The organism is Vibrio sp. NH-UV-68, assembly GCF_042940635.1.
Classification (GTDB): Bacteria; Pseudomonadota; Gammaproteobacteria; order Enterobacterales; family Vibrionaceae; genus Vibrio; species Vibrio pacinii.
Map to the genome: position 1 here is coordinate 2,317,751 of NZ_CP134975.1, position 13,150 is coordinate 2,330,900.

General features: G+C 41.8%; 10 protein-coding genes, 1 tRNA gene and 1 pseudogene. 3 read left to right on the forward strand and 9 right to left on the reverse strand.

Annotated features, from left to right (window positions below):
* Positions 1 to 91 precede the first annotated feature (91 nt).
* Together ViNHUV68_RS10575 and ViNHUV68_RS10580 are read left to right on the forward strand one after the other, a co-directional pair.
* Entirely contained in the window at positions 92 to 1,225 is a 1,134-nt protein-coding gene (locus ViNHUV68_RS10575; protein WP_038175530.1) for a flagellar assembly protein FlgT, read from the forward strand.
* A 52-nt stretch (positions 1,226 to 1,277) separates the two neighbouring features.
* A tRNA-Arg gene (locus ViNHUV68_RS10580) sits at positions 1,278 to 1,354 on the forward strand.
* A 242-nt stretch (positions 1,355 to 1,596) separates the two neighbouring features.
* Here the strand turns inward: ViNHUV68_RS10580 and ViNHUV68_RS10585 are convergent.
* The 5 genes and pseudogenes from ViNHUV68_RS10585 to ViNHUV68_RS10605 form a co-directional block, all read right to left on the reverse strand.
* Entirely contained in the window at positions 1,597 to 3,510 is a 1,914-nt protein-coding gene (locus tag ViNHUV68_RS10585; protein WP_391088005.1) for an alpha-xenorhabdolysin family binary toxin subunit A, read from the reverse strand.
* A gap of 93 nt (positions 3,511 to 3,603) precedes the next feature.
* Complete coding sequence (locus ViNHUV68_RS10590; RefSeq protein WP_391088007.1) at positions 3,604 to 4,140, reverse strand: hypothetical protein; 537 nt, start codon at positions 4,138 to 4,140, stop codon at positions 3,604 to 3,606.
* An 81-nt stretch (positions 4,141 to 4,221) separates the two neighbouring features.
* Positions 4,222 to 5,973: a hypothetical protein gene (locus tag ViNHUV68_RS10595; RefSeq protein ID WP_391088009.1), complete on the reverse strand. Its 1,752-nt coding sequence runs from the start codon at positions 5,971 to 5,973 to the stop codon at positions 4,222 to 4,224.
* A 67-nt stretch (positions 5,974 to 6,040) separates the two neighbouring features.
* Positions 6,041 to 7,234: an alpha-xenorhabdolysin family binary toxin subunit A gene (locus ViNHUV68_RS10600; RefSeq protein WP_391088012.1), complete on the reverse strand. Its 1,194-nt coding sequence runs from the start codon at positions 7,232 to 7,234 to the stop codon at positions 6,041 to 6,043.
* A gap of 174 nt (positions 7,235 to 7,408) precedes the next feature.
* Positions 7,409 to 7,501 (reverse strand): annotated as a pseudogene (locus ViNHUV68_RS10605) (transposase); the annotation flags it as partial.
* 306 nt (positions 7,502 to 7,807) lie between these two features.
* Here ViNHUV68_RS10605 and ViNHUV68_RS10610 point away from each other — a divergent pair.
* Entirely contained in the window at positions 7,808 to 8,314 is a 507-nt protein-coding gene (locus ViNHUV68_RS10610) for a hypothetical protein (RefSeq protein WP_038175526.1), read from the forward strand.
* Between the two features lie 68 nt (positions 8,315 to 8,382).
* Here ViNHUV68_RS10610 and ViNHUV68_RS10615 read toward each other — a convergent pair whose 3' ends face one another.
* From ViNHUV68_RS10615 to ViNHUV68_RS10630, 4 genes are all read right to left on the reverse strand, one after another.
* The gene (locus ViNHUV68_RS10615; protein ID WP_391088015.1) at positions 8,383 to 9,360 is read right to left on the reverse strand and encodes an OmpA family protein; all 978 of its coding nucleotides are present in this window, start codon (positions 9,358 to 9,360) and stop codon (positions 8,383 to 8,385) included.
* A 255-nt stretch (positions 9,361 to 9,615) separates the two neighbouring features.
* Positions 9,616 to 11,043, reverse strand: a complete 1,428-nt coding sequence (gene gltX, locus ViNHUV68_RS10620) for a glutamate--tRNA ligase (RefSeq protein WP_391088018.1) — start codon at positions 11,041 to 11,043, stop codon at positions 9,616 to 9,618.
* Positions 11,044 to 11,151: 108 nt separating this feature from the next.
* Positions 11,152 to 11,739 carry a DUF2057 family protein gene (locus ViNHUV68_RS10625; RefSeq protein ID WP_391090311.1) on the reverse strand — a complete coding sequence of 196 codons (588 nt, stop codon included), beginning with the start codon at positions 11,737 to 11,739 and terminating at the stop codon, positions 11,152 to 11,154.
* 84 nt (positions 11,740 to 11,823) lie between these two features.
* The gene (locus tag ViNHUV68_RS10630; RefSeq protein WP_391088021.1) at positions 11,824 to 12,960 is read right to left on the reverse strand and encodes a porin; all 1,137 of its coding nucleotides are present in this window, start codon (positions 12,958 to 12,960) and stop codon (positions 11,824 to 11,826) included.
* Positions 12,961 to 13,150 lie beyond the last annotated feature (190 nt).

Sequence of the window (13,150 nt, forward strand, 5' to 3'; positions counted from 1 at the left end):
TGCTTTTCAAACTGTGTAATCGTTTTGAAAGGCAACACCTAAATCCGCTAAGTTTTAATAAGCAAAAAATGAACCAACTTGGTAAATAAACATGAAAAAATCTCTACTTATCTTGTTATCAACTTTTTATGTCAGTTTGTGGAGTCAAGTTGCATCTGCGGGTTGGTATGAAGTCACAGGCTCAGCCACGATAGTCTCTTCTGAAGAGGTCGCTCGCATCCATGCACTGGAAGATGCGCTGTATAAGGCCGTCAGTTTTTCAGGTGCCGATATCGGCAGTATTGCCAACATACGTCCAATACTGGAGAGTAACCGTAACGAATACCAATTTACCAATAGCGAAATACGCTACATTGTGGTCGATGAACAGAGAAAACGTCGCGACACTATGTTTGTAAAAGCACGCATCGACATTTACCCATCGGCAACGGGTTGCCACGTCAGTCAGTATAAAAAGACATTTTTGGTCGGCAATGTTGATATTGCCTCACCTCAACAGGCGGTTATGGGCCAGATTTATGATGTTGGGGATGATTTTGCTAGCGTCATCAACCGCCAACTCGACCAAGAGTCAGTTAACTTCGTCTCAGTCGGAACCACTGACTTTGAGATAGATAAACGTAACCCGGAGCGTCTGAAAATGATCGCTCAAGATACTGGCGCCCAATACATTATTGGTGGTGTTATCACCGATCTAACCGCAACCATTGACAGTAAATTGCTTAGCAGTGATGTTATCAACCGTCAGTTTGCTCTTGAAATGACTGTCTTCGATGGCAAAACCGGTAACGAAGTTTACAACCGTAATTACCGCGAGGTCGCAAGTTGGCCATTTGCAAAAACCAGCCAAGTTGATACACGAAGCGCGCGCTTTTGGGCCTCGACTTACGGCAATATGATGCTGCGAGTCAGCCGCAATATCATGCTTGATCTAGAGGCGGAAATATCCTGCAAAATTACGCTACCTGAAGTGGTCGCCAAATGGGGCAACACTATCACTATCGATTTAGGACGCGTTCATGGCGTCGAGGAAGGCGACACCTTGCAGCTTTGGCATACTGGTTCATTTATCGATCAACGTGGCTTACCGCGCAATAAAGTAACCGCAACGGATGTTACATTAACCGTTTCACGCGTCTACGAAAATGAAGCGGAACTGACCGTTGACCAAGCTGAGCTTGCAGGAAGCATTCAAATTGGCGATGTTATGCACAAACAAATGTAAAAAACATGGACAGTGCTTAACTTATTCTTTGAATTCAGTATCATAACTGTACGCTCCCGTGGCACAGCTGGATAGCGCGGCCCCCTCCTAAGGGGCAGGTCACAGGTTCGAATCCTGTCGGGAGCGCCATATTTTTCAAAGAGTTAGCAGATTGATTTGCTAACTCTTTTTTGTCTCTACTGCTTCTGAGCCAATTAACGAGTCAAGTTATACAAGCCTGCACTGGCCCTTGTAATCATGCTGCTAACTTATCCAAAAATTAGGCTAAGCCAATCAGAGTTACACTTTCCTTAAACTAAGCTCATCTTTCATCGGCACCAATGGCGTATAGAGCCTTTGTTATGTGTCGCCTTCAGCTCCGATAAACTGAGTTATTGTAGGCTGCAGGAAGCGTAGCCAGTCCAATACTTCATGAACACAATTGAATTAGAACCACTAATCTTTATCACATAATCCCAGCTATATTCTTGGGGGTTATTCTCCGTCCAATACTCCCTGAGGGTCGGCCAACCTATGGCTCTCTCCTTCACAAAAGTACTTAGCTCGTCTGCACTTGGCAGCTTCATACCTCTCTGCTCACACATACTTTTAGCTTGTTCGTAAGTAAAAGTAGCCCACTTCGGCCCAAAGTCTATTTCAGACTTATGCCCCGTGTAAGAATAACCTCCAGCATCAGCCTCATCTTTAGTTAGTGGCAAAGAAAATTCATTTGAAGTTTGCGACGGTGGCGGTAAAGGAGTATTCAACACTTCACCACCGGTACAGACCACGTATTGATGTCCATGCGGATAAAGAGTTGAACCTCCGCCATCAACGCCAACTGTGTAGTAACGCCCCTCAGGGTCTAGGGTAGATGACCAATAATTCTTAGCAATTGGCCATACGTTAGGGTCAATATCTTCATACTGTTTAAACCAAGCTTGCATCTCTTCTAATTCAAATTTAGTTGGCAGACGCATACCTTGCTCTTGACATAAGCCTGTCGCTTGTTGGTAATCATATGTGGGCCAAGATAAACCCGTGCTATATTCTACGCTTACTGTCGAGTATGAAATGCCAAGATCATCAGCTAGATTACTCTGAATTGGTACACTAAACTGTGTAGAGGATATGCCAGTCACATCAGAATTAGCTAACCATGCCTCACTTTCACTGCCAATATTTTTCCATCGAGATCTTAGCTTCTCGACCTCTAGTTCAGTCACATAGGCTGCAATAATATTATCTGGATCGTGAAGCACATCATCACTGTTTATATCATCAATACCTTTAATAACCCTTTTCAATTGGCTGGAAATCAGAGCCCAACCTCCCCTCAATCTTTGCTGCTCGGCCAGCGCTAAACGGCTACTCTCTAATATTTTATCTATGCTATCAGTGGCAATACTCCAGGATAAATAAACGGCTTGATCGTGAGCCATCTCTTTTCTTAACACAACGACATCTTCACGAATAGACTGAATTTGATTTTTCAAAGTCGCAGCTTTGGCAGAACCACTACCTGCTGTACTTATCGCAGCAATGGTTCCAAAAGGAAAAATCCATGCATACGTTGGCGTCGTTGCTGCGACTTTTACCCATTTACGATATTCTAGGTTCAACTCATCGATTCTTCGTTTTAATTCATCAATTTCTCTACTTGCTTCGCTTCCATCGTTTTCTAGTATGCCCTGATTTGCGCTCTGCAACCGATCAAGAGCCTGCACCTGAACATCAAGAGAGTTGATAAAGTCTGTGAGGCCATTCCCGAGCGAGTCAGCATCTTGATAATATTTGTTCGCATCCTCAAGCATAGCTTCAAGTATTATTATCAAATCAGATTTTGCCCGTTCAAATGCCATATCATCTAAGTTCTCAGCAGCTTTCACAATGAGTTGAGCTTGATGTAACATCTCACTCGATATGTCATCCACCTCGTTAGAGTAGACAATCAAATTCTCGAACAAAGAAATTATTCTATCTCGATAACCAGATTCGCCTAACCACTGACTTGATATTTGATTAATGTTTTGATAGTTGGTGAGCACCCCCTGATATACATCATCAAAAGCCACGTTGTTGCTCATATTAAAACGCTTACGCATACTCTCTTGAGTAACAGGTAATATACTCGCGCTTCGAGCCAGCATATTCAATTTAATCCATTCTTCTTCGCTCAAAAGAAAATCATCACTTTCAGATGAAAATACGTCCGGATTCCCAAAGCCATTAACACCTTCTGCCAGCGATATGTTATGTACTGCCAATATACATGACGCTGCCAATGCTGTTTTACACCAGTTCATAATTGCCTCTCATAATCTAAATGTATCACTAATACCGAGGTTTGAATTGCGCCACAGCATATAATTGTATAGCGCGAGGATAATAATTTAAGTCTAAAACTTGGGCGTTATCCATTCCCCAGAAAAGAAGATCTTAATACTATCGACTTTACTCAAATCGAATTTTTCATATTCAAATAATTTAACAGTCCAAGTAGAAAATGGTGTTGGTTTAAAGATAAACTTTCCAAAGTCTTCAGATGTGTCACCTGGCGTGATAATTTTATATTCATCTCCTTGTTTAAAGTATGAATATATTCGATGAGACTCCTTAGTGTTAAACATATATGGCTCACTTTGATAAAAATCTCTAAATTCGCCTGTATGTGTTATTTGAAATTCATATTTTCCATCTTTCAGCTCTGAACCATACAGTTCTACACCAATACTATCTAAACGTACTCTTTCTTTATTGTTAAATATTCCACCACCAAAATTTTCATGGTTTTTCTCATCAATAACAAAACTAAATTCACCGGTTTCCAGAAGCCTATTTAGAGAAGTTTTATCACCAAGGTTCGTATCTATTACAAAACTCTGAGGAGGATTTTCATAAAAAACCTCCATCGCATTGGTAAGCTGCTGATCCATAGAAACTAGATTTTTATTGTACTCCAAGTAACTGGTATTAACTCGAGGTGTTACTGTACTATCTTTAAAAGTATGATATTTTTAAGCTGCGTTGTAATTAAGTAAAGCGCTATAAAGTGGGCGCTTAAATAGGTTATATACTCGGAAAAGATATTGTTCTACTTCTTTCAACGCTTGTTCGTCAGTATCTAAATCATCTATATATTGAACTACACTGGCATAATCTTTTTCAATAGCCTCTTTCGCCAACTGAAGCTCAGTTAACCTATATGTGGCTATAATAAATTTCACTTGCAACTCAGACAAACTCGAACCCCAAGTCATAAGCTTATATAGCTCACTTTTGTATTCTCTTGTGCCTAGAACACCGAGATCTTGAGCAGCACCAAGCACAGTATCAATATCAATTTTGGCCAGTTTCCAGCTTGTACTAGAAGAGCCGAGATCAGGCATATCGACTCCTAAGTCTCTCATGAGTTCATTTAGCTCTGCTGTTAGTTGATTATTTTTTATTAGTTTCAATATGCTATCTAAATTAGCACTGAGATCTTTGATCTTCTTGATATCTTTACTAAGTTGCTCTAACCGTTTCGCAATCGTCACTGCTTGCTGAGCGCCCTGTGCGGCATCACCTACTGCTTGTGCCGTGCCTCCTAATGCTGCAGGTCCTATAACAAATGCAGAAATCACTGATGAGCCCAGTTCAGCCAAAGAGCTAAACACTTCGATCGTTAGCCCAGCAATAAACTTTTGCTGATAGTCAATAATACCCTGCCTGAAATTTTGTTTGGCTGTTTTTACTACACCCTCTTGTTCCTTAAAGCTTTCAATTCTGCTCTCGATACTATTTTGGAAAGAGGCAATCTGTCGTTCTTGGTTTTCAATAATACCTTGCTGAGCACTAAGAGCATGATCTAGCTTATCCAACATCAGACGAGCACTGTTTTTCCGTACTTGAATATCGTTTTGGTGGTTTTCGAACTGGTCATACTCGCTTTGAAATGCTGCCATGGCATCCAGAATTTGACTGTAATTATCGAAATATAAGCTTAAATCAAGTACTGGAACAAAATTCTGGGATTTTTTAGAAGAGGCATAAAATAAAGATAGACTCTTAAGGGAACGGAAAATATCGTCAAAATCCCACTCATTCTCCTCATTAATTAGAAAATCACTGCTTGACAAAATATCGGCATACCAATTGAGTATATCAATGCTAAGCTGCGGTTTACTATCGTAAATCGACGCACCGTAATCATAGGCACGCTTGAAAATATAATCTTTATCTTCGTTTAGTTGTACAATCATTCCCTCTATACTTTCGCTATCATAAGTAACGATTTCCCTACCACGTAAGTTTCTGTATGTAAATTTGAAGTTTTCCTCTTTGTCTTCAACACGAGTAATGCTTCCTGATGCAGAAGTGATGAGTATTCCTGATTCAATCTTGTCGGCAATGATAGTTACAGATGTGTTAGTATCCTCCCGTTGACTAAAGCCAATAAGCCCATCACCCTCAATAATTCTCGCCAGGATAACAATGTGTTTACCTTGAATATTTTCTGAAATGACTTTATCAAGCAATAACGTATCAGCAATAAAAATATACCGCCCTCTTTCCGGATACTGCTTGAAGGTTTTATTTAAATCCTCTGCGTCAAGCAACATTGCTTGCCTAACAACTTTACGGGTACTAATATCGCTAACTTCCTCCGTTTGACCCGGCATATAACTTGGGATAGAAACATCGTAATAGTCAGACCATGGATTTGCTGATACTCCAAAACTTGCTAGCAGCAACCCTGTAAAAACCTTGCTCTTCTTAAAAAACATAAGCAGTACTCCATCAACTTAGTGGGGAAAAATAAAGGCAGCCCAATTTATTGCTGCCTTAAGTTTGCTATTCGTTGCTTTGAGTCACGTAAGCGTTTCGTACCCAGTCTTCGGTAGAGTCTTTGATTTCTTCCCAGCGGTTCTCCAAATATCCAAGTTCTTGAGCGGTTAGCGTTAAAGCAGTCAGTAAATTCGGGTTACTGATAACATCTTCACTGTTTGCTTCTTGTATACCTTCAAGTGCCGCTTCTAGTTGAGCAACAACGAGCACCCAAGCACCTTTGAGTTTCTCAAGTGCATTAAGTGCTTCTGATAATTGATCTCGTGTGTTTGTAATACTGCTATTGGCAAGCTGCCATGACGCGTAAGTGAGCTCCTCTGTCTTGAGCCGCTTAGTCAGATTATCAATATCCTCTTTGATGAATTTAATTTCGTTTTTTAATGCAATGGCTTTTGCAGTCCCCACAGATGCAGTACTGATCGATGCAATTAACCCAAAAGGAACAGCAACTGTAGAGTAGACTGGGGACGTTGTCGCCACTTTTACCCATTTGCTATATTTTCTATTTACTTCTTCGACTCTATCTTGTAATTTGTCTATCTCGTCTTTTGTTGCTGAACCGTCATTTTGTAGAATGTCGGAATTTTTTGATTGGACCACTTTAAGATCCTGATATTCTTTATTTAAAATATTAATAAATCCGGTCAGTTTTATACTGAGATCATCAGCCTTATCATAATACTCTTGAGTATTGGTGAGCATTTTTTCCAGTAGTATTCGAGTAACGGTTAAATAACTGTCACCCAGTGCAAGATCATTTTTCAAAATAGCTAACCATATTTTTTCAACAACAGATGAAATATTCTTACTCCCTGTCAGAACATCATCCGAGTAAATGACAATATCTGTGGCTAAGCCGACCATTTGATCTCTATACCCTCCCGCATTAAGCCATTGCCCTGAAGTATCATGTACACTTTGATAACTGCTCAAAAGCTCTTTATAGTTACTACCAAAGTCCAAAGAACCTAATTGAAATGCATTGTGCATATCCTCTTCGGTGATAGGCAAAGTCCTTGCTGCTGCAGCAAAAATTTGAATGGCTACCCACTCATCTGTACTTAAAACAAAACTCTCTTGGTTCGTTTCTTCGTTTGTGTAGGTAAAGTCTTTTGGTACATCACCAATTTTTTGTGCTAGAGAATTTGCAGAAAAACCACATGCAAATAAAATAGCTAGAGCGGTTATTTTCAATTTCATACTATGTTTCCTTACGTGACAAAAATTATCGTTTATCTATTAGTTCTAATTTGCACACCTTTTGATGATAGTAATATCAATATATGTTATTAAAATGTAATAGTTAAAATGTAATATTTGAAACAAAGAGATTCATATATCCTACCCAACCAAATTTGGTAACTCCTCACACACGAGATCTACTTCCAATGCTTTACTCAAATACCCTTTATCACCGTACAATTTATCTGTCAGACTGGCGGCTAATTCACGGACAGGTTGGGTATCATGAGCCTGCTGTACCCTTGCGCGCAGCATTCAGCGTGTAAAAAGAGTATTGAACTGTGCTTGTTTTTAGTGTATGGAAGAGAGATGGTTCTGTCGAAAATATAGTTTATAGTTAAAGACGCGATTATTTAGAGCCCGTCGATTTAAGCAACAAAGCCAGTCACAGGTTCGAATCCTGCCGACAGCGCCAAAGATGAAAAGGGTCAGAAATGAGAAACATTTCTGACCCTTTGTTTTTTCTTATCTTCACCATCTCGCAAGATTCATCTAAAATGGTTAATAACAAAGTTATCGATAACCTGAGATATGAAGAAAAGTAATTTAGAAACCAACACAGGTCACCGCTTTATCTCAAAAGCAAAGACTGCGTTTAAAATTCATATTCATACGCCTGATGATACCGTTTTGCATCGCTCTGTGGGCTACATCCGCATTGGGGAAAAGAAAGGTCTGAAGAAGGCGATAAAGTTACGCAATGAGCTTGGTAGCGAAATGTGGGGGAAATTTTGGCGCAGGTTACTGAAAGATCCTTACTTAATGACTCGTCTTCCCCACTCCATTGAACCCAAGATAATTTTTAAGCCCAGACCAACCAAAGAAAATCCTAGCGCTAAAGATGAGTGCTACATCGCGGCATGGCGCAACTATGATGAAAATGGCAAATTGATTTATAGAAGCGTGGTCTGTTCGATTAAAAAACATGGACGACTTGCCGCTTATACTAAGACCAAAAAAGCACTGCTCGAGGCCAACAAAGAGAACTTAGAAATTTTGGAATTTATGGGGCGGTTAAATAGCATTGATCTTAAGTAACTGCCTAATCACATAAAAAGCCTTGGTGATATTCCAAGGCTTTGGTTTAAGCAACAATAAAAGAGTGACTACTCTTGGTATTCAAAAGCAGGGACGATAATTTCAACGCGGCGGTTTTTCACTCGCCCTTGTGGAGTGTCATTGCTGGCAATAGGGTTGTTTTCCCCTTCCCCACTCACCGTAATACGCGAACGATCGATGCCTTGCTCAACCAATACATCTGCTGCCGATTGGGCGCGTTTCTCTGACAATTTTTGGTTGTAGGCCGCCGCACCCGATGAATCCGTATAACCCGTCACTTCGACCATCGATTGTGGGAACTGCTTCATAAAGTTAACTAGCTCATCAAATACAGGAAGGCTTTCAGGCTTGAGTTCAGAGCTATTTATCTCAAAGGCCCCTGAATCGATAACTTTCGCTTCAAAAATTTTGACTACGGGCGCAACAACCGCCTCTTCAACCACCTCTTCGACGACTTCTTCAACCATCGGCTCTTCAGCGATATAAGGTTCAGTGGTTGCTTGTTGGTTAGCACCAAACGAGTAAACAAATCCCAACGTTGCAGAGTGTGCACTCGCATCGGTCCAATTGCCACCCACGTCTGTCAATTGTTGATATTCTAATCGAACCGATAGAGGGTTACTGGCAAAAAACTCAAAACCTATCGCCCCCAAGAACGTCGTGTCATTCGCGCTGGCATAGTCCACTCGCGCCGCACCGACCTTTGCATACAAACCAGCACTTTCACTAAAATGCCAAGTAAACTTGGGCGCTAATGTCCACGCACTCACAGTGTCGTTATCCACCCCATCAACAGTAAATTCACCTAAATAGTCATAACCGGCTTCAAGTGCAAACCAATCATAAAATTCATACCCACCCAGAAGGCCAAGAGTCAATGAGTCATCATCACAATCAGCGGTAAGCGACGTACAAGCGTCATCTAACCAAGACTTCCCGACTTTACCGCCGACATAAAAGTTTGCATTTGCACTCATGGATGCCAATACAAGCGTACTTGAAATTATCACTGCTAACTTATTCATGAGTCTTCCCCATTTATCATTATGTATAGGTTGTATAACCTCAGCGGAAAAGCGACTTTACTGACTCACCGATGAAGTTAATGTGCATTATTGCATACACTCAGCAAAATACCTTCACCAAAATATAGCAATAACCCTGATAGTTAGCATATTGGTACTAAAGGTAATACGCACAGGTTAAGCGTTTATGCTCTCGGCTAAAAAACAAAAACCGCAGCAAAGGCTGCGGTTTGAAAACAAACATTACGGGCTCGGTTAGGCGTTGGCTTCACGTTCAGCAATGAAATCAAGCGCCATCTTAATACGAGCAATACAACGCTGTTTGCCAATCAATTCCATTACTGCGTCTACAGAAGGAGATTGACCGCCACCCGTTACTGCTACACGTAGCGGCATACCGATTTTACCCATGCCAATTTCTAGCTCTTCACAAACCGCAGCAATCACATCTTGCTTGATGTTATCGGTTGTCCAATCAGAGAGTGCTTCTACTTTTGCAAGTGCTAGTTCAAGAGGCTCTTTTGCAACACCACGTAGATGCTTCTTCGCTGCGCCCGCTTCAAACTCAGCGAAATCTTCGTAGAAGTAACGGATTTGCTCAGCTAGCTCTACTAGCGTGTTGCAACGCTCACCAACTAACGAAATCACATCCGTAATCGCCGGCCCGTTAGTTACATCGAGTTTCTGCTGTTCTAAGTGCCATTGCAGGTGCTCTGCAACGTAGGCAGGTTCTGAGTTTTTGATGTAGTGGTTGTTCAACCACTGTAGCTTTTCAGTGTTAAACGCTGATGCCGACTTAGAGACAGCGTTAAGGCTAAATAGGTTAATCATCTCTTCTTGAGTGAAAATCTCTTGGTCTCCATGAGACCAGCCTAGACGCACTAAGTAGTTGTTCAGTGCCGCAGGTAGGTAGCCCATATCACGGTACTGCATCACTGATACCGCACCATGACGTTTAGACAGTTTGGCACCGTCGTCACCAAGAATCATTGCACAGTGTGCGAATGTAGGAACTGGTGCACCGAGCGCCTCATAGATATTGATTTGGCGAGGGGTATTGTTGATATGGTCTTCACCACGTACAACGTGAGTGATGCCCATATCCCAGTCGTCAACCACAACACAGAAGTTGTACGTTGGCGAACCATCGGTACGACGGATGATTAAATCATCCATTTGACTGTTGTTGATTTCGATACGACCACGGATTTGGTCATCAAAAATCACACTGCCTTCTTTCGGGTTACGGAAACGGATAACACATGGATCGCCATCTTTCGCCGCTTCGTTTGCCGCTTTAATTTTTGGATGATTTGCATCGTAACGAGGCATCTCTTTGTTGGCTTCTTGCTCGGCGCGAACTTCGTCTAGCAGCTCTTTAGATGCGTAACATTTGTAGGCTTTATCTTCTGCTAAAAGCTTATCAACCATCTCGTTGTAACGATCAAAGCGCTGAGTTTGGAAGTAAGGACCTTCGTTCCACTCAAGACCTAGCCATTCCATGCCTTCTAGGATCGCATCGACCGCTTCTTTAGAGTTACGCTCAAGGTCAGTATCCTCGATACGTAGAACAAATTCCCCACCTTGGTTTTTCGCGTATAGCCAAGAGTAAAGTGCAGTACGTGCACCACCAACGTGAAGGTAGCCTGTCGGGCTAGGAGCAAAACGAGTTTTAACCGTCATGTAAAATACCTTGATTGTCTAAATGACTGCACCCTCAACATAAAAGATAAGTGATGCCAAAATTGCGCGTTATTTTAGCACCGATATGCAAATCTACAATCCTTGACATCATTTTAAGTTTTTCATTGCCCACTGCATAAAGCCTTGTTGCTGCTCACGGCTCATGTGCAAAAACGATTGCTGTAAATCTTTATCGAGTGTTGAACGATCTTGCTTTGGTGCAGGTTGCTGAGAATTGACAAACGCGCTGTTGTACTCTGCCACTTCGTGTTGGTAATCACGAAAGCCTTGTAAGCCATTTTTTCTCAGCTGAACTAACTCAAATTCGAGTGGATTGCCTTGTGAGTCTTGCAACAAGAGTTGTGGTTGAGATGAAAAAGCCTTGGCCTCTTCAATCGTACGAAATGTTGAATAGCTAAGCTGTAACTGCTGAGAGTTAGCTACATCAAAAGTCAGCACCAACAAATCAGAGTCAAACTTTCTTCGTTTGCCATCTTCAAAAACGATCTGGCCGATGGTTACAGCAAGTTGGTTATGTCCAGTGACCACTGAGATCTGATTACCTTCGGAGACTGAAACATGCTGACTATTTAATAACTGCGCAGTGATCTCTTTTTGTAGCGTCAACGTCGTTTGAGCAAAAAGCGAAAATGACATCAGTAAAGTCACGATAGCGAATATTAATTTTTTCATAATGGTCTCGATTGAAGCAACGGGAAAAGGGCACTTCAATCAATGCCCTGTCATCGTTAAATAAAGATTGTGTGTCTAATCCACGCTTTAGAAGTAGTACTCAACACCCACTGAATACTCGACATAATCACCTGATTTGCCGCGAATCGTCCCTTTATCGGCGTCAACGTGGCCGTTTGTGTAAGAGACTTCTTCACCGAAATCGAGTGTACGAGCACGAGCATAGAGCACCGCTGATGGGTCAACAAAGTACATGATTTGGCCCGATAGAACGTTGTCGTCTGAGTTTTCGATGGTTTTACCGTCACGCTCTAACTCAAAGTTGGCGGCATAACCAATCTTATATTGCCAGTCACCTGTGGTGTACATCAGTGCTGCCGACATCGCATTGAGTTTCTCTTCCACCCCTTCTCGAGATTTCGCATCCATCATTTTGTACTGGGCATAGAAAGAGATCCCGTTGTCAAACCAACCTTGTAGACCAATCAAGTAAGAGTCGTTGCTCCACTGCGTCCCTTCACCTTGAATGTTGCGGTTACCTTCATAAGCGGCGTCAAATTGGATAGGGCCTACTTTGTAGTGCGCTGCACCACCGAGCCAATAATCATCCCCCGCGCCTAGCCCTGCTTTATCTCCTGAGCCCGCGGCGATATCTAACGAGAGTGCATCAAAATAGGTTGGTGTATCCCAGCGGATGGTATTAGATTGACGATCTTGATATTTGGCGCCACCGATTGTTCCGCCCCAGTCATACACATCACCAAGACCTGGATTCGACGCTGGCCAGTCAACTAGCTCATACATTGGCGTGAGTACGCGACCAAGACGTACCTGCCCAAGTGAATCACCTTCAAAACCGACGAAGGTATCTCGTTCACCCAGACCTGCGCCTTCGCCACCGAAACTTGGATCAACATAACCACCTTCAATCTGCCAAATAAACGCAGGACCAAAATTAGCAAAATCTTTCTTACCACGGAAACCAATACGTGATTCATTGTTTAACTGCATACCACCAAGCTCATCATCTTTTGCTTGAGAGCCTGTATCGTAATCACGAAACGCGGCCTGCATCGCGATGATACCGTAGACTTCATAAGCAAAAGAGTCTTTGGTTAAGTAGTTTTTTGCAGCATCACTGTTAGCACCGTCAGCGATAGCTGCGCCACTCAGCACTAAGCTTGATACTGCTGCGCCAAGAAGTGTCTTTTTAAAATGAGACATAAGAAATAACCCCTATTGTTTTTGAATTTTCCTTGCCCCTCTCACAGTTCTAACTTGCTGCTTCGAGGGGCGGTATTTATGGACAGGGGCATAGTGGCAAACTTTTTTCGCATCAAAAAACTAGAGGATAAAAAACTCTGACGCTGTTCAAATCAACAAAACAAAAATTTATATAAACTTAATAAAATCA